Source organism: Paenibacillus sp. 7541, from assembly GCF_002276395.1.
In the GTDB taxonomy this organism is placed as follows: domain Bacteria; phylum Bacillota; class Bacilli; order Paenibacillales; family Paenibacillaceae; genus Paenibacillus_AQ; species Paenibacillus_AQ campinasensis.
Window position 1 is genome coordinate 1 of sequence record NZ_NQLZ01000037.1, and the last position, 17,853, is coordinate 17,853.

A 17,853-nucleotide genomic window follows, 5' to 3' on the forward strand; every position below is an offset into this window, starting at 1 on the left:
GGGCGCTCGCGCCGCCGGCGCTTCGCGGTAAACCGGAAGCCGGCCAGATACAGGAGCAGCTGGAGGATCAGGACGTAAGGCGCGGCCTCCAGCCAGATCCAGCCCGGCAGGGCAGCGGCTGCAATGAGCAGATGAAGCATATGGATGATGATGCCGCTTGATTTGCGCTTGCCGTCCATCAGCAGCCGGTAGAAGGACACCGTGGCGATCATGCTCGTGAGCCACAGACTCCATACCTCGGGCATCAGCCATGCCGAAGGCTCGCGCAGCCGAATGACCATTTCGACTGTCCAGACGATGGCAGCCCCCAGGGCGATGGCAGGAACAGCCGGCTTCAGCAGCAGCCACAGCCCCATTCCCCAGCCGGGGCTTTCTACCCGGCGGATGATTTCAGTGCGCTCCTCGATCAGCCGGTTCATCTCCCGCTCAAGCGCGCGGTGCAGCATCCCGAGCCGGGATTCATCCTGGTCGCGCAGGAAGGTATCCAGATGCTCCTGCAAATCGATGGTGAGCCGGTCAGCAGCCTTACACTCCTGCACGAGAGCAGTCAGACTTTCGTTCACAAGCGGTCCTGAGCTCCCGCCATTCATGCGGTCGTCAAGGGCTCCGGCGAGCCTTGTGTACAGGCTCAGGGATTGCCGAATGCGATCAATCGCCTCCAGGCGTGCCTGATGGAGCCGGGAGGCGCTGTATATGTATAAGCCGATGAAGATGGCGGCAGCCAGAAGAACAGCCACCAGCCCTTCCATGGAACCGAACGTACGCGCTATCCAATCCGTAAGGGACAAGCGGAATCCCTCCTTCAGTGTTCTATCTTCAACTATTGCACAAGAAGGAAGGGATTTCAAGCGACAGGGAAAAATGGGCTTGCAACCGTGCTGAGCGCTGTCACCATTTTTGCTTAAGGGAAATAATGTTGATTAAGGGAAAAATTCAAGATGCAGGCAATTCAAGGCTCAGGAAAGGATGAGGGAAGGATGGAATTCCACTTGAAAAGCGCACCGACCCACAGGCTGCTGCTAACGGCTGTGTATGTGCTTCTGCTTCTGTTGGCAGCCTGAGGGGATGCGGTCTGTGCTGAGATCATTATCGCTCCGCAAGCTGCTTAAGCGAGCGGTATTCGTGAATGGCGATGCCGGTATACGATGGATGCTGGCTGGCAAGCGACTCCACAATCTCCAGCTGCTCTTCCATATACTCGATGCCTTCCTCGTGGAAGGTAATGAAGGCGCCTTCGGAGCTTTCCTTGGTCTCAATGGCAACGATGGCCCGGACACCGGCAGCGTCGGCTTCCTTCAGCTCGGGGGCAGCGACGCTGTATATGTTGTCGGCCTGATCGCGGTAGGCCATGATCGCTACTTCGTCGAACTTGTCCATCATCCATCGGCTGACGGTGACGGATTCACCGGGCACGCTATATTTATGCAGCCAGAACGGGATGTCGGCCGTGATCGGCAAATCCAGCTTGCCGGCGCGGTCCACCAAATACTGCACGTTGGATTGCCACTGTTTGATCAGCGAATCGTAGCTGGTTGTCCATTCCTTCAATACATGGGGTTCAATATCGACATGGATACCGGTAAATCGCTCCTCCGGCGCGGCTGTCACCTGATAATCGGCAACCCAGTCCATAAAATATGAAAGCTTCGGACGCTCGGAGGTTAATGCCCAGGCGGGCGCGCCATTCAGGACGTGCACCTCGATGCCATGCTTGCCGGCTTCGCGGATAAACTGGTGATAGTATTCCCGGCGGATGTCCGGGTTCATCTGCAAGTAGATCACATGGATCTGCTGACTTGCCGCGAAGGACAAGATCTCTTCCCTCTGTTCCCGGATGATGTCAGTGTTCCACAGCCAGGTGGCCCTGGTGTAGGACTCGGTATCGACGGATTTTACAGTAGTCATGGTTTCGGCGGGCGCGTGCATGAACGTCTGAACCGGGCTGCTGACCAAATAAAGACAGTTCATAAGACAGAGGGCAACGATGCGGAATGTGCTGCTTAGCATTGACTTGGTGATCTCCTTTAACCGTTATAATAAGTGGAGTCATACACACGATAAAAAACTGGACCAGGCATAGTGCAGCCGGGCTAAGGGCGAGGACCTATTTTTGACGTGAGGTGACTTGATTCGACATAATTACGACTTGATACAAGGGTATGACGTTGTGTTTTTCGCGAATAAGCACTTGTCTATATATAATAATGAAGGAATTGGATGGTTTTGGCATGGGTCTGTAGTACCTGTTATTTCTAAAAAATGAGAATCATAGCAGGTTTTTATTATGCGTGAGTGGGATAAGTAATAAGAAGGATCATGTTTGGCTTACACTAATGAGCAGTGCTTGATATTACCAACGGATTTGAAGCGAATAGAGGACAGGGAGTTGATGGAGCAAAATGGAGCAAAACGAAGTAAAGCCCGCGCCTTTGTCCCTGATTTCAACCGATGAGGTGGTGAATGAAGGACAGAAGAAATCTGGGGGCAAGAGCGATCGAAAGTCTGCTCCAATTCCCGAGAGGCATACTTCGGAGTCATGCACTGCTGGAAGTCATACACGGATTTCCGATATGAGCCTGATTTTTGTGGCAAAAAGAAAATAACCTCATAGCATCGAAAATGGTATAGTAATGGTCTGGTTTCAGGTTTTATATCCAGAGATGAAAAGGAGCTTAACTATATGAAGATTGCATTGATTGGAGCGACAGGAACGATTGGAACCCGGATTGCCCAGGAAGCGCTGCGGCGCGGGCATGAAGTGACGGCGATATCCCGGAATCCGGAGCAGCTGGAATTTGAGCATGACAAGCTGAACACACATCAGGCGGATGTGATGGACCCGGCTTCATTGGAGCAGGCGATCCAGGGGCATGATGCGGTGATCAGCGCGTTCGGGCCCCTGTTCGGAAGGGAGGAGGAGCTGGTGGCCGCTGCCCGCACGATTGTGGAAGGCACCCGCCGCGGCGGAGTGAACCGGCTGCTGATCGTGGGAGGCGCAGGAAGCCTGCTGACCGATGAGGGCGTTCCGCTGATGGAGACCGCCGGTTTTCCGGAGGAGATTCGGACGCTCGCCAGAGCGCATGCCGATGCTTACAATATCTATAAGGAAGCGGATCTGGACTGGACCTATCTTAGCCCGGCTGCGATTATCGAGCCTGGGAAGCGCACGGGTTTCTTCCGGATCGGCATGGATCGCCTGGTGACCGATGAGAGCGGAGAGAGCCGGATTTCGGCGGAAGACTACGCGGTAGCGATGCTGGATGAGCTGGAGGATCCGCAGTTTATCCGGGCACGGTTCACAGTGGCATACTAGTCAGGGGCTCGCTGGAGCTTGAATGGAATGAAGGAAAGGAGAGGGCCTTCATGTATGTAGTGACGTCAGAAGAGATGAGAGCATTGGATGCCTATACCATCGACCGATTGGGCATCCCTGCGGTGGCATTAATGGAGAGCGCGGGAAAAGCGATTGCCGAGGAGGTGCTGAAGCTGTGCCGCGAGATGCGGTGCGGCGGAGCCAGTGTCCGCCGCGCCCTCGTCAATGGAGCGAGTGCATTCGCAGCGGATGCGCGCACGGATCAGCCAGCGCCTGTTCCAACCGCTGCGCGTCCGGGCTGGTCCCCTCCGCAGGAAGCTGCGCATTCCTCCGCGTACAGCGAGGCGCAGGCACGCCTACGCCTACAGAGGGATACATACGAAGCGCAGTATCGGATGGGCTTTCCGGTGGAGGACGATGCGCTTCTTGACCCCGCGCTGGCCGAGGATGAGCATTGGCTCATCCTGGTCGGCAAGGGCAACAACGGCGGCGACGGTCTGGTCGCCGCCCGGCACCTGCGTGACGCCGGCGTGCGCGTCACGCTGCTGTTCGCCGCCGAGCCATCCGCATTGGCGGGGGCGGCGGCGCTCCAGCGGGATGCCGCGGCAGCGCTCGGCATCCCGGCTCGGGTCCACGGCGCGGACGCCGTGGACATGGGCGCGTTCACCGGCATCGTGGACGCGCTGCTGGGCACGGGCGCGGCTGGCGCGCCCCGCGGCGCTTACGCCGCGCTCATTCAGGCCGCGAATGATAGCGGCCTGCCGATTGTGTCCGCGGACATTCCGAGCGGACAGGACGCCGATACCGGCGCGCTGCACGAGCCCTGCATCCGGGCGGCGGTGACGGTATGCCTCGCGTTTCTGAAGCGAGGCCTCGTGCAGTACCCCGGCGCGGAGGCCGCCGGCCGGGTCGTCCTGCGCGCCATCGGCATCCCCCGTTCGCTCGGCCGCGAGCAGGGCGTCAGCACGCATCTGCTGACGCCGGAGGTGCTGCGGAGCGAACTCGGGGCCGACCCGGCGCGCCCGCGCCAGCCCGAGGGCCATAAAGGCACCTACGGGCATGTGCTTGCGGTGGCCGGGAGCCGCACGATGAGCGGCGCGGGCCTTCTATGCGCCCGGGCGGCGCTGCGCGCAGGCAGCGGGCTTGTGACCTGGGCGGTGCCTGGGGCCCTGGTGCTGCCGCTGGCAGGAGCCTCTCCCGAGCTGATGCTGGCGCCGGGCACGGACGAGGCCGATGCGAACGCCGACGGCGGATACTGGAATGAATCCGCTGCAGACCGGATTCTCGAGCTCGCGGGCAGCAGGGATGTGCTGGCGGTCGGCCCCGGGATGGGACGCTTTGATGGCGATACACGCTGGCTGCGCCGCATATGGGAAGAGTGGCAGGGCCCGCTTGTCATCGACGCGGATGCGCTCAACATGCTGGCTGCAGCCGAGGATGCGCATGCCTGGCCCCGGCGCGCGGCGGACACGATCCTGACGCCGCATCCGGGTGAGATGGCGCGGCTGGCCGGCTTGTCTACAGCCGAAGTGCAGCGGGATCGCATCGCCTGTGCGACGCGGTATGCGGCTGCGCAAGGAGTGACGCTGGTCCTCAAGGGGGCCCGCACCGTGGTTGCCCTGCCGGACGGCTCGGCCTACATCAATACCACAGGTCATCCCGGCATGGCCACCGGCGGCTCCGGTGATGTGCTTACCGGCATTATCGCCGGGCTGCTGGCCCAGGGGTATAGCGCGGGGGCAGCGGCAGCGCTCGGCGTATGGCTCCACGGCCTGGCCGGAGAGCGCGCCGGGCTCCGCCGGGGGCATCCTGCCGCCGTCATCGCCAGCGACATCATTGACGAGCTGTAGGCGGCTTTGGCCGCTTACGGCTCTTTGCCGTCTGCTGGCAGCTGTGGCACTTCATACAGTGGCCGCCCTGGTCCATGATGCAGGCACACGCTCATAGCGCGTGTCTAGGAGCGCATGTCCATGGCACACGCCCATAGCGCATGTCCAAGGGGACCTGTCCACGAGACACGCCCATAGCGCATGTCTAGGGGGTGCATGTCCGTGGCACACGCATAGCGCATGCTATAGGCGTTGGCCGAAGCATTAGTGGCAGGGCTGCTCACGGCATGAAGCCAGGTGTAGACGCATATGCCTGTTCCCTGAGCTTATCTCAGGGACAGTATGAATCATTTTGCCGGTAGATCGTTTGCCTGTTTGATATTGAGTTCATGAGATCGTATGATGTGTATATAAATGGAATTCGTGGGAGGGGATATGATGAAGTGCAAATTTACCGTCGCCTTGGCCTTCGGCATTGGTTTTGCCTTTCTGTGGTACTACTTCTCAGCCCTGCTCTTTCATATGATCCACTTAGGGGACGGAGGGGCCTTTAGCCTGCTCGTTTGGGTGGTGGGTGCTTCCCTGTTCTTCTATCTGCATAGCATCGTGAACGTGAATCTTCGGAAGAACGTTCCGCAGCATGCCAGGTTACTGAGCAGAGCGTCCACACTATCCTTTTTATCCGCGGTCTGTGTTATTTTTATGATCCATTGATCCTGTTAGCAAGGCATGATCGGCGTTCGTGTCCTTAAGGAGCTGCCCGGCAGCCGGTCCCGGCTGCCTGCAGCACACTGCATGATCGGTCGTTTAAACGGAGGTGGCTGACAAGAATCTGATGCGAATCGGTTGCGAACGAAGAGAACCCGCGACAACTCAAATCTCGAGAATTGCCCCGGCGCTATGCTTGAAGTATGGCAGGCGGGGCTTATTTGCTGTGCCCATGTGCTTCTTGTGTCTTATGTGTCTCATATGCCTCATATGCCTCGTGTGCTTCGTGTGTCTTATGTGTCTCATATACCTCATATGCCTCGTGTGCCTCGTGTCCCTGCCCCCCGAAGAAGGCCTCGCGACAAGCTTTAATACAAGACCACGCAAACCAGCGGCACAATCAGCGCAAAGAAAGGAACCCACAGCGTTGGCTTCGAGAACAGCTCCTTCCCCCACCGCATGCCGAGCAGCAGCAGGGCTCCTGTCGCAGCCCGCAGCCATAGCTCCGGCGAACTGCCTGCCATGAAGCCGCCGAAGAACAGCAGGCCGCATGCTGCGTACAGCGCTGCCTGGGCGGCTCGGCTTCGGATGCGGAGCAGGGAGGTGATCGCGTCTGCGACGAGGGAGGCCGTCATGGCATAACCGTACACTATATGCTCAAGCGGAATGCCGGATACGCCGAGCGCGGCGAGCAGTTCGTTCTTTCCTAGCGGCAGCAGCCAGAAAAATGCGGTGAGCAGCATGAGGAGGGCACCTGCCCCTGCAAGCTTGCTTAACGCATAGGCGCCGACATCCATCCGGCTGGCGCGTTGTGGCCGTCGTTGATGTTCGAAGTTCATAAGTCCTTCACCCTCTGCTTTTGCTGAGCGGTCAGCTCTCCTATTGGCGTCATCAGGAGGTGACCATATTGCCTCCATTCACATGCAAGGTCTGGCCGGTGACGTAGGAGGAATCGATCGCTGACGCCAGGTAAACGAAAGCCGGAGCCAGCTCATAAGGCTGCCCCGCCCGCTTCATCGGGGTCTCCGTACCGAACACGGCCACGTCCTCCGCCGGAAAGCTGGCGGGAATAAGCGGCGTCCAGATCGGTCCTGGCGCTACGGTGTTCACGCGAATGCCCTGTCCGGCAAGCGAGTGGGCAAGCGAGCGAGTGAGCGTAACGATCGCGCCTTTCGTGGAGGCATAATCGATCAATCTCTCATGGCCTTCATAGGCGGTGATGGATGAGACGTTAATGATCGAATCCCCGGATTTCATATGCGGCAGCGCCGCTTGAATCATGAAGAAGAACGGAAAAATATTCGTCTGGTACGTATGATGCAGCTGCTCCTCCGTAATGTCCAGAATGCTGTTCTGGACGTACTGTACGGCATGATTGTTCACGAGCACGTTCAGCCGGCCGAACTCTCGCAGCGTCAGCTGCACTACCTCGAAGCAGTTTTTTTTGTAGCGCAGATCGGTCTTGATGATCAGGCAGCGTCTGCCGAGCTGTTCAATGCGGCGCTTCGTTTCCTCCGCGTCCGAAGTCTCGTACAGATACGGGATGACCAGATCGGCGCCCTCCTTGGCAAATGCGATGGCCGTTGCCCGTCCGATGCCGCTGTCGCCCCCGGTGACAATCGCGACCTTCCCTTCGAGCTTGCAGCTGCCGTAATAATTCGGGTCCTCGTAGAGGGGACGCGGGGTCATCAGGCTTTCTAGCCCAGGCTGACAATCCTGATGCTGGGGCGGAAAAGCGATCGGCTGCTCTTCACAGACCGTTTTGCTGCCGTAATAAGGGATCGGATTTTTCATAATTCCTCCTTGATGATCTAGGACGGTGAACGTTCCTGGTGATGCTTTATCTCTATGCATTCGCCCAGCAGAGGGTGCCGCTTCTCCCGTGGAGAAACTGGGTAGATGCGGAGGGCTGACTGCCTGTTCATCGGCAAGGGGACAGGGGACTCTAAGAACAGCGCACAGCCGGATATGTCCGTAAGGAAGGGGCGCGCAGGCGCCCGGTTTGTATTGACAATTGCCGCGGCAGATTGATACGATGAAATAAATCTGACAAGATTTCTATGAATTAACCATGTTGTTAGACGCGGATACAGGGACTTTGCAGGGTGAATGTAAGGTCTTTTTTTCTAGAATTCTTATGAAAACAGAGGTGATGAAGATGGCAAAAGCGGTCATCATTAACGGAAGTCCCACACCCGGTTCACGTTTAACGGCGGTGATGGCGCACAGTGAGCAGATGCTGACGAATGCCGGTTTCGAGGTGGAACGGATCGACGTATCCAGCCTGCCGGCTGAAGACTTGATACATACCAAATTTGAGAGCGAGTCGATTGTGAAAGCGAACGGTCTCGTAGCCGAAGCCGATGCGGTCATTGTGGCCAGTCCGGTATATAAAGCCTCGTTCACCGGCGTGCTCAAGACGTTCCTTGATCTGATCCCGCAGAAGGGATTGGCCGGCAAAATCGTGCTTCCCCTGTTTATCGGCGGCAGCCTCGCACATCTCTTGTCCATTGACTATTCCCTGAAGCCGGTGCTTTCGTCAATGGGAGCCCGGCACATACTGGGCGGTGTGTATGCGGTAGACGCACAGGTAGCGCGGACGGAGCAGGGCGGTTTTGATATGGATGAGGTGCTTGTGGAGCGGCTGAATGCCGCGCTGGACGAGCTGGTGCTGGAAACGCGGTACCGGGCCGAGCGCAACAGCTGATTTCCTTGGAAGCGAAGCATGAGCTTGTGAAGTGGTGAAGTTTGACGAAGGATGGCATTGAGAAAACGGAGGGATACTACATTGCAGAAGCTGGTATTTTTTGTAGGAGTGGCAGGTACAGGCAAAACGACGGTAGCCAAAAAACTGGCGGCCCGAATTCCAGCGGCCTTTCTGGATCGGGATACGGTAGGCGGACGTTTCGTGGAGAAGTTTCTGGAGAGCAACGGGCTTGACCCGAATGACCGCGACTCCTCCTTTTACAAGGAGCATCTGCGCGATCTGGAGTACGATACGACCAAAGACATTTGCATCGAGAATTTGAATGCCGGACAGAATGTGTTCATGATCTCGCCGTTTACGGCCGAGCTCAAAAACCGCGCCTGGATCGAAGAGGTCATCACATCCGCCGGCCTGACCAAGAACGAAGTGGATGTCAAAGTCATCGTCGTGACGCTGAAGGATATGGACCTGCAGAAGGAGCGGATCATTGACCGTCAGACCGAGCGTGACCAGTGGAAGCTGGACCATTGGGATGATTTCAAGAAACGGGTCGATTTTGTGCCTGAGATTAACTGGGACATTCCGGAGTCGGCGATCAAGGTATTCGACAATAGCGGCTCCTTAACGGAGGAGAAGGTGGAGGAGCTGTATCAGTTCATCGCGGCTGAGTAGGCATTTCCCGGGAAACGTTTGGGGACTTGTAAGGAACGGATTTTGTTATCTGGATACAATAAAAGAGCGTTCATGGGTGCACACCGCGAGTTTTCGGCACCATGAGCGCTCTTTTTTGGTTACAGCTCATCCCTTCGGCCCGCGTGCTTTCAGCGCGCGGCATCGGGTCCGGCCCTGCAAGCATCTAGGCATGCCCGACCTGCCGACCTGGCACGTGCCCACAGAGACACTCTGCGCACGGTGCAGAAATGGCTCCCCACTGCGCAGAGCCATAGGCAGCTGGTTCTAGTTCTATGCCGGTCTATTGTCCGTAATCCTCCCAGCCCGGCCCTGCCTGCAGCCGGGTGTGCAGCAAAACCAAGCAGCCTTCCGCAGCTACCTGGAGCCTGTACATCAGCCGACCGCAGGGCAGGTTAGCGGGGGCGGCGAAGCCGGATGTTGTTCATGATGAATCCGCTGCCCGGGAACGTTGGCATCCGGTTTAACGGATAGCTCAAATCCTGCTCAGGCAAGTCATACTCAATCCGGTTTACCAGAAAATCCAGGCTGGCTTTCATCACTTCCACCGTGACCCCTTCGCCGGGACAGCGATGCCCTTGGGCCGGATCGCCTCCGCCTTGAGGAATCAGGCGGTAAGGGTCTTCATTCCCGTTCCGAAACCGTTCCGGATCAAATACATCCGGTTGTTCCCAAATATCCGGGTCATGATGCATGCCGTAGATATCAAGGAGCACGAGCCGGCCTTCCTCGAACGCCACGTCCTTCCAGACGAAATCCTGCTTCGCCCTGGCCCCGAGGAAAGGGGCAAAGGGATAATAGCGCCGCACCTCCTGAGCAAACATCTCACGTTCCTCAGGGCCGCCGGACGCGAGCTTGTCTCTCCAGACAGGATATTCATACAAAGCCAGGGCAGAGAAGGTGATGAAGGTGGCGATGGCCACGATTGGACGCAGGATGTTGATCAGCTCGATCGCGGCCATATGGTCATCCAGCGGCTGATCGTGCTCATCCCGATAATACGCGATGCGCCCCAGGGCCGACTCGCGATCCACCTGGAGATGCCCGGCCCGCACGTCCTCGATCATCTTCCGGATCCATGCTTCGGTCTTCGTTCGTGCACGTCTTCCTTTCCAGTGCCGGGGGCCGACAGCGCCGAAGGCATCGACCATATCATAGAAGTCCTCTGCGCGCGCCCGAACCTCCTCTTCTGGTAGCGGAACACCGGCCCAGCCGCACGCCACCCGGCATAACAGCGCCTTGGCTTCCTCAAACAGCATGATGCTGTCTTCCCGTTCCCACTGCGCCGCTGATGCAAGCCACTGCTCGGATACAAGCTCAGCCAGCCTGTGCTGGTGGCTGGGCGTCAACAAAGACATGAACAGGAGCTTGCGATGAATATGTGACCCGTTGTCCATCGTTTGAATCGCATTGACACCGAACAGGGACTTCTGAATGCGCTTGGGAGCAGCTCCTTTTCGCTGGAATTTATCCGTATCATAGAATAGTCTGGCGGCATCGTGCCCGTGCATGTAGATTACACGCTCCCCGAGCAGACGGCCTTCAAACAGGTTAGTATTATAGCGCTTGACCCGGTTCATAATGAACGAGTATCCCTCGGTCATGAGATCAAGACTGCTATCCAGGCTATGATCCTGCGGTAACGTATCTCTCATCCGAATATCTCCTTCGCCATATCGTTTATACCTTTTATGTATCCAATGGAGGATGCAGCGAATCTGGGAGGCTAGATTCGCTGCTCAGATCTGGAGCTGAGATCCATAGCCAGATCTATAGCCGAGATCCATAGCGGAGAGCCGCGTCCAGCTTCAGGCACTGCCGCTCTGGGCGTAAGCATCGTGAAGTTGGGCCGGCCTGGAAAATAAGCTATAGTAGAAGGAGGAAAGTGACGTTCTGTCACAAGTGGATTTCGTATGGAAGGAGGATGGGACAATCGATATTTCCAAATTGCATTCCTATTTGCGATCGGTGACTTTGCTGAAGGAGCGGGTTCCGGCATTTTCGGAATATCCGTTTAATCTGCCTGCCGTGTCTGCCCTCGATGAGCTTGAGTTTCATCCGAAGGTGACCTACATCGTAGGGGAGAATGGCATGGGGAAATCAACGGTGCTGGAAGCCATCGCGGCGGCGCTGGGGTTCAACCCGGAGGGCGGCACCCGAAACTTTAATTTTGCCACCAGGGAGTCACATTCCGAGCTGTACCAGTACCTTCGGACCGTGCGCGGCGTGCGCAAGCCGAAGGATGGCTTCTTCTTCCGGGCGGAGAGTTACTACAACGTGGCGACCGAGGTCGATGCCCTGCAGGCGTTTGGATCGTACGGGGGCAAATCTCTGCATGATCAATCGCATGGCGAATCCTTTTTCGCTACCTTTATGAACCGGTTCAGCGGACATGGGCTGTACATTATGGACGAGCCGGAAGCGGCATTATCCCCGTTCCGCCAAATGGCGCTGCTCCGACGCATTCATGATTTGGTTCACGAACATTCCCAGTTCATTATCGCTACTCACTCGCCGATTATTATGGCCTATCCGGACGCCTGTATCTACAAGCTGACCCCGGAGGGCATTGAGACCTGTCAGCTGGAGGAAACCGATCATTATATGATTACGAAAGAGTTTATTAATAACCGCGAGGCTATGCTGCGGGAGCTGCTGTCTGATGACGATTGAAGCGCCCAGAGGAAACAAGAGCCTGCCCGCTTTACGTGATGCATTCATAACAAATAGAGCGATCATTCACGGTGTATTCCCCGATGAATGATCGCTCTATTCTATATATTGCGAAAGCTTAAGGATTCTACCAATCAACACACCTTATGCATCTTACCGTTTACCGACTTACAGATCATCAAAGCCGTTATCGTCCCCAACTTTACCATAGTTACGGGACTTCGCTTCGAAGAAGTCAGTCTTGGTCGCGTTAAGCGCCTCGTCGGAGAAAGGCTTGATCCAAGGCATGCAGTTGACGTCCACGCCCTCGTACGCTTTTTCCAGGCCCATCATCGTAATGCGGCGGTTGGCGATGTATTTGATATAATCGGACAGCTCGCCAAGATCGATGCCGCGAACCTTGCTGAGCGTATAATGCGCCCAGTTCGTTTCGAGCTCTACCGCACGATCGATCGTACGGTATACGTAGTCGATGTTCTCCTTGGTGTTCAGTTCCGGGAAGTCCTTCAGCAGCTGCTTGAACACTTCCGCGAAGAAGTAGCAGTGCTGGTTCTCGTCCCGCTGGATGTATGAAATCATCTGGCTGGTGGCCATCATCTTCTGATCGCGAGCCAGGTTGTAGAAGAACGCAAACGTACTGTAGAAGAAAACCCCTTCCAGAATCAGGTCAGCCACCATCGATTCAAAGAACGTCTGCGGCGTCGGATTGTCGCGGAATCCTTGATAGATGTTGGAGATGAACTGATTGCGCTCCAGCAGCACCGGATCATGCTTCCAGTATTCAAAAATCTCCTTCTGTTCCTGCTCGGAAACGATGGAGGACAGAACGTAAGAGTAAGATTGGTTATGCACAACCTCCTGCTGACCGATGATCGCGGAGATCGCTTCGAGAGACGAGTCGGTGAAATAACGCTTCACATCGCCGACAAACATCGTCTGCATGGAGTCGAGAACAGCAAGCAGGGAGATGTTGATTTTGAAGGTACGCTGTTCTTCCGGATCCAGAAGCGGAAACTGCTGTGCATCTTTGGACATCGGGATTTCATCCGCGATCCAGTGGTTCAGCAGCAACACCTTGTACAGCTTATACATATGAGGCATCCGAATGTCGTTCCAGTTCAGAATCCCTGAGCATTCACCTTCAATGATCCGAGTGGACCGGTTCGGCGCCTCGGTGTTGAATATTTTTTGCAATTGCATTCCCATTCTCTCCTTGCATTTATAGTAGGGCGGGTATCCGTTCTCCAGCCGCTGTTGTCCGCCCTTTGCTTGATTTATATAAAAGGGTGGCAAAGGGCTCCCAAAGGCGTCTTCCGCCCGGATACCCTAACCCTTGTAGTCTTTTTTAGTGAGTTGTTTCATGCCCTGCTTGGAGCCCTCCAAGCAGGAAGTAGAAGATCCCCCCCTCCGTAGCGCCCCCGTCCATGCACAAACGTAAAGCGAATCCCGAAGGGAGAGCGCTCCAAGCAGGAAGTAGAAGATCCCCCCTCCGTAGCGCCCCCGTCTATGCACAAACGTAAAGCGAATCCCGAAGGGAGAGCGGGCCCTCCGCATCAGTAGCAGGACGAGGCACTCTCCAACTCTTCCGTCACCACGCCACATTCCAGCGTTCCCGAAGGGAGACAGCGCTCCGACCACCGCTAGTCACTCAGACGCGCCCCTCAACCTCACTTTTGCCCCATTTCCGGGTATCCAAAGGGCAGAGCCCTTGGGGCCCTCCCTTGGAAGGGAGGGTTTGGGTGGGTTCGATCTTAGCTGGCACACGACTCGCATTCTTCAATCGTCAGCGCACGGCTGCGTACATAGTAAGTCGACTTGAGACCGGCCTTCCAAGCGTGCAGATGCAGCTCCAGGAATTCAGACGCCTTGATGTCCGGACGAACATACAGGTTAAAGCTTTGCGCTTGGTCAACGTGACGCTGACGGGCAGCCGCCATTTTAATGGACCAATGCTGATCGATCAGGAACGCCGTTTTGTAGTACCAGATCGTTTTCTCGTTCAGATCCGGAGCCGGGTTCGCTACCTTGTAAGTCGTTTTCTCTTCGTAGGACAGAAGCTCGTACAGCGGATCGATGCTCGCCGTGGAGCCCGCGATAATCGAGGTGGAGCCGTTCGGTGCGATAGCAAACAGCCATGCATTACGGATACCGTTCTCTTGCACCTGCTTCTGAAGCTCGCGCCACTGCTCGGCCGTCACGAACTTGCCTTCATGCTCGCCATCAGTGTAGCCGCGGAACTCAAAGTATTTGCCGGACTCCCAGTCAGAGCCTTTGAACTTCGGATAATGGCCCTTCTCCTGAGCCAGCTCCATGCTGGATTTGATGAGCAGATAGTTAATGTGCTCGTACAGATTGTCGTTATATTCAACCGCCTCGTCGGACTCCCAGCGAATGCCTTCCAGGGCCAGCAGATGGTGCAGGCCGAAGGTTCCGAGACCGACCGCGCGGTACTGGCTGTTCGTATATTGAGCTTGCAGAACCTCAATGTTGTTAATGTCGATCACGTTGTCCAGCATGCGAACCTGGATAGGTACGAGACGCTCCAGCACACCAGCTGGTACTGCGCGAGCCAGGTGAATGGAATTCAGGTTGCACACAACGAAATCGCCAGGGATTTTCGAGATGACGATACGGGTCTGGCCGTCTTTTGTCACCAGCTCTTCCTGTTCTACGACGGTCGGAGACTGGTTTTGCATAATTTCCGTGCACAGGTTGGACGAGAAAATCATGCCGTGAGCCGAGTTCGGGTTCGCCCGGTTAACCGTATCACGATAGAACATGTAAGGTGTTCCGGTTTCCAGCTGGGATTTCATAATCCGCTTCATGATGTCAATCGCCTGAACGGTAATCCGCGGCAGATCCGGGTTCGCGACGGCTTCGGCATATTTTTCACGGAAGGAGCCTTTGCCTTTCTCTTCGTCGTAGAAATCCTCCAGCCCGAGCGGACGGCCGTTATCGTCTTTCCAGCCCATAATTTTCTTCACTTCATGCGGGCAGAAGAGACTCCACTCATCGCGGTTCTCAACAGCTTCCATGAACAGGTCAGGCAAGCATACGCCGTGGAACACGTCATGCGCTCTCATGCGCTCGTCACCGTTGTTCAGCTTCAGATCCAGGAACGACAAAATATCTTTATGGAATACATCAAGATATACTGCAATCGCGCCTTTGCGAGTGCCAAGCTGGTCTACGCTCACCGCAGTGTTGTTCAACTGGCGGATCCAAGGGATGACGCCGGAGCTGGTGTTCTTGTGACCGCGGATATCGGAGCCGCGCGCACGCACTTTGCCGAGGTAGACTCCGATGCCGCCGCCCATTTTGCTGAGACGAGCAACGTCCGTGTTGGAGTCAAAAATACCTTCAAGCGAGTCGTCCACGGTGTCGATAAAGCAGCTGGAGAGCTGGCCGGCCACTTTTTTGCCTGCATTGGACATTGTTGGCGTAGCAGCTGTCATGTACAGGTTGCTCATTGCCCAGTACGCTTCTTTAACCAGCTCCACACGCTTGTCTGCTGGCTCGTTATGCATCAGATACATGGCAATGACCATGTAGCGTTCCTGCGGAAGCTCCATGACACGGCCGTCGAAGTCGGTTGCAAGGTAACGCTCAGCCAGCGTCAACAGGCCGATATAGTCAAACAGCAGGTCACAGCTAGGATCGATGAACTCACCGAGCTCATCAATTTCTTCTTTTGTATAGCACGTGAGAAGCTCCTCACGGTATATTCCTTTTTGAACCAGCTCGTTAATGAGCGGATAGAAGGCCCCGTACGGCTCTTCCGGGTAAGCTTTGTAGCGGCGGTTGTATGCTGCTTTTTTATATAAAGAAGTAAGGAATGAACGTGCGGCTGCAAACTTCCAGTTCGGTTCCTCCTTGGATACGAGCTCCAGGGCGGACATCGTAAAGGCGCTGCTGATTTCCTCGCCGGTCACCTGATCACCACGCAATTTTGCCTTAACACCACGAAGAAGACGTTCTTTATCGAGCGCCTCCAGGTCCTTCAGAATCCGGTCGGCATAGACAGACAAGCGGATTTCATCAAAGGCAAGTTGACGGTTGTTCGGTTTAACTACCAGTTGTGGCATAAATAATTCCTCACTTTCTGGGGGGAAGTTATAAAAAATAAAGATGAAATAAGATGAAAAAAACATTTTCGAAAGCCAAAAGTGGCTTGAAAATGTCCATACGCTGCGATTCTCAAGCGGAGAAAGCCAAAAAGAGGTTGGCAGTCTGGTATGTACAGGCGCGCAAGTATACGGACACTTTCCCAGATGAACCCGTAGGAATCGGTGTCGGGTATACAGGCAAGTCTCCTGACTTGTGTTATGCAAGATTGGTGTCTTCCGAGCGTGGATCTCGTCAGCTAACACAGCAGGTTGCCCAGCTGCTTGGCCGCTTCCTTGAGCAGCCGCAAGCCTACACAGTGGCGCTTCGCGGTCGATTCTCCCTATCTACCTTACTTGGGCTAGATCGACTGGTAGGCTGCCTTAGCACTTGTATACACTATATTTGGTTACCGCTTCTATAATGTAACCCAATATATTGTGTTTGTAAACAACCAACTTAAAATTAGACGCATTGAGAATTATAGCAAACGAGCCCCAATCACGCCACTATTTGATTCGGCAAATGGCTGTAACATTCCCCCAATTGTGAGCAAATGCGACGATTTCTTCGCTGATTCCGCCTATATTATCATTTGACCAAACCTGCAAAAAATGATGCCAAAGTCATGGTGCAAGCACCGGTGTATTTGCGTATAAACTCATTGCAAAAGATGAGTCGATGGGATTGTTTTTCATAAAGGGTAGTGGACCAGGACATCCAATATGGGAATGAGCTCGTCTATATATAGGAATCGGATAAAGATTGAATGTTGTAAAACACAGAAAATTGAAATAATAATACAAGTAATGCAATAAAGGAGGTTGTGGTGATGGCAATCGCGGAGGTAACGGTGATACCGATCGGAACCGCATCAACGAGCTTGAGTTCATACGTTGCTGAAATGCAGCGTGTCCTGGAGCAGCAGGACGGCATTACCTACGAGCTCACCTCGATGAGCACCATTATTGAAGGAGAGCTGACATTTGTATGGCGGGCGATTGAGGCTTTGCATGAGGCGCCTTTTCTGTCCGGGGCGAAGCGGGTGTCCACTTCGGTCAAAATCGATGACCGCCGGGACCGGGCCTCGTCCAGCAAGCAGAAGCTGCAGTCGGTGCAGGAGAAACTGGGCGGCTGATCAAGCTAAACCCGGGGTTTATCCGGTCTATTTTTCTTCACGGAAAAGGTATTGCATTTTCGCACCAAAGTATTATAATAATTTTTGTTGTTTCGGCGAGAAGCAACGCCTGCTGGTGTAGCTCAGGGGTAGAGCAACGCACTCGTAATGCGTAGGTCGGGGGTTCAATTCCCTTCACCAGCATTGTTAGAAAGTCAATAACGGCGCGGTTTTCCGAGTTTTCGGGAACGCGCCGTTTTTGTCTAATAACCTACGCTTCTAACATTCTTCTAACCTTTAGTCGAGTGAAGTGGGTTTTTCGTCCTCGATTTGGTTCCCTAGGATCGAGTCACCAATTGTATTTAGAACAGCTTCTTGCAAATTGGGGAGCACGTGTGAATAGGTATCTAAGGTTACATTGATAGAAGAATGACCCAGGCAGAGCTGGAAAACAGACGTGACAGCCTTCGCGACAACATACTTGCACCAACCACTGCAGGACGTGATGAAATATTGGCCGAGATTGCCAGAGTGACGAAGGAGGGGGCGGGTCAGGATATCATTCAGTCCCGTTCGAAGCAATTAGCGGACTATGAAAAGGACATAGAGAAATATACACAGGAGCTAGAAAAAGTTGAAGAAGCTCTTGCCGCGCTGAACAAGTAAATAACAAACAATCATTAGAGTCCCGTCAATTTGACGGGACTCTTTT

At 55.0% G+C, this 17,853-nt stretch carries 15 protein-coding genes and 1 tRNA gene; 9 read left to right on the forward strand and 7 right to left on the reverse strand.

What is annotated here, in order from left to right:
* Together CHH75_RS20585 and CHH75_RS20590 are read right to left on the reverse strand one after the other, a co-directional pair.
* Positions 1-788, reverse strand: a 788-nt coding sequence (locus tag CHH75_RS20585) for a hypothetical protein (RefSeq protein WP_095399072.1), incomplete at its 3' end; no start/stop codon positions are given.
* Positions 789-1,086: 298 nt separating this feature from the next.
* Positions 1,087-2,007: a hypothetical protein gene (locus CHH75_RS20590; protein ID WP_095265900.1), complete on the reverse strand. Its 921-nt coding sequence runs from the start codon at positions 2,005-2,007 to the stop codon at positions 1,087-1,089.
* A gap of 673 nt (positions 2,008-2,680) precedes the next feature.
* Between CHH75_RS20590 and CHH75_RS20595 the strand changes: the two genes are divergently transcribed.
* The 3 genes from CHH75_RS20595 to CHH75_RS20605 all read left to right on the forward strand — a co-directional run bounded on the left by CHH75_RS20595 (position 2,681) and on the right by CHH75_RS20605 (position 5,856).
* On the forward strand, positions 2,681-3,313 hold the full coding sequence (locus tag CHH75_RS20595; RefSeq protein WP_095265901.1) for an NAD(P)-dependent oxidoreductase: 633 nt from the start codon (positions 2,681-2,683) through the stop codon (positions 3,311-3,313).
* Positions 3,314-3,363: 50 nt separating this feature from the next.
* Positions 3,364-5,163 (forward strand): NAD(P)H-hydrate dehydratase, encoded by a 1,800-nt coding sequence (locus CHH75_RS20600; RefSeq protein WP_095399073.1) that lies wholly within the window; start codon positions 3,364-3,366, stop codon positions 5,161-5,163.
* Positions 5,164-5,577: 414 nt separating this feature from the next.
* Entirely contained in the window at positions 5,578-5,856 is a 279-nt protein-coding gene (locus CHH75_RS20605; protein ID WP_141235870.1) for a hypothetical protein, read from the forward strand.
* A gap of 362 nt (positions 5,857-6,218) precedes the next feature.
* On the opposite strand, the gene CHH75_RS20610 is transcribed toward CHH75_RS20605, so the two are convergent.
* Both CHH75_RS20610 and CHH75_RS20615 read right to left on the reverse strand, forming a co-directional pair.
* Positions 6,219-6,689: a hypothetical protein gene (locus CHH75_RS20610; RefSeq protein ID WP_095399075.1), complete on the reverse strand. Its 471-nt coding sequence runs from the start codon at positions 6,687-6,689 to the stop codon at positions 6,219-6,221.
* A gap of 52 nt (positions 6,690-6,741) precedes the next feature.
* A complete protein-coding gene (locus CHH75_RS20615) occupies positions 6,742-7,644 on the reverse strand; it encodes an SDR family oxidoreductase (RefSeq protein ID WP_095265905.1) in 903 nt (300 codons plus the stop codon).
* Between the two features lie 364 nt (positions 7,645-8,008).
* Between CHH75_RS20615 and ssuE the strand changes: the two genes are divergently transcribed.
* Together ssuE and CHH75_RS20625 are read left to right on the forward strand one after the other, a co-directional pair.
* Positions 8,009-8,557, forward strand: coding sequence for an NADPH-dependent FMN reductase (gene ssuE, locus CHH75_RS20620; protein WP_095399080.1), 549 nt, complete (start codon positions 8,009-8,011; stop codon positions 8,555-8,557).
* A gap of 81 nt (positions 8,558-8,638) precedes the next feature.
* Positions 8,639-9,229, forward strand: a complete 591-nt coding sequence (locus tag CHH75_RS20625; protein WP_095399076.1) for a P-loop nucleotide/nucleoside kinase family protein — start codon at positions 8,639-8,641, stop codon at positions 9,227-9,229.
* Between the two features lie 413 nt (positions 9,230-9,642).
* Here CHH75_RS20625 and cypC read toward each other — a convergent pair whose 3' ends face one another.
* Positions 9,643-10,902, reverse strand: a complete 1,260-nt coding sequence (gene cypC, locus CHH75_RS20630; protein WP_095399077.1) for a CYP152 family fatty-acid peroxygenase CypC — start codon at positions 10,900-10,902, stop codon at positions 9,643-9,645.
* A gap of 247 nt (positions 10,903-11,149) precedes the next feature.
* Between cypC and CHH75_RS20635 the strand changes: the two genes are divergently transcribed.
* Positions 11,150-11,920: an AAA family ATPase gene (locus tag CHH75_RS20635; RefSeq protein WP_413773591.1), complete on the forward strand. Its 771-nt coding sequence runs from the start codon at positions 11,150-11,152 to the stop codon at positions 11,918-11,920.
* Positions 11,921-12,088: 168 nt separating this feature from the next.
* Here the strand turns inward: CHH75_RS20635 and CHH75_RS20640 are convergent, their stop codons facing one another.
* Entirely contained in the window at positions 12,089-13,120 is a 1,032-nt protein-coding gene (locus tag CHH75_RS20640) for a ribonucleotide-diphosphate reductase subunit beta (RefSeq protein WP_095265908.1), read from the reverse strand.
* A 551-nt stretch (positions 13,121-13,671) separates the two neighbouring features.
* Positions 13,672-16,005 (reverse strand): ribonucleoside-diphosphate reductase subunit alpha, encoded by a 2,334-nt coding sequence (locus CHH75_RS20645; RefSeq protein ID WP_095399078.1) that lies wholly within the window; start codon positions 16,003-16,005, stop codon positions 13,672-13,674.
* An 851-nt stretch (positions 16,006-16,856) separates the two neighbouring features.
* Here CHH75_RS20645 and CHH75_RS20655 point away from each other — a divergent pair.
* The 3 genes from CHH75_RS20655 to CHH75_RS24960 all read left to right on the forward strand — a co-directional run bounded on the left by CHH75_RS20655 (position 16,857) and on the right by CHH75_RS24960 (position 17,807).
* Positions 16,857-17,162, forward strand: a complete 306-nt coding sequence (locus CHH75_RS20655; protein ID WP_095265911.1) for an MTH1187 family thiamine-binding protein — start codon at positions 16,857-16,859, stop codon at positions 17,160-17,162.
* 111 nt (positions 17,163-17,273) lie between these two features.
* Positions 17,274-17,345 (forward strand) — tRNA-Thr (locus CHH75_RS20660).
* 225 nt (positions 17,346-17,570) lie between these two features.
* Complete coding sequence (locus CHH75_RS24960) at positions 17,571-17,807, forward strand: hypothetical protein (protein ID WP_176475628.1); 237 nt, start codon at positions 17,571-17,573, stop codon at positions 17,805-17,807.
* Positions 17,808-17,853: the final 46 nt, after the last annotated feature.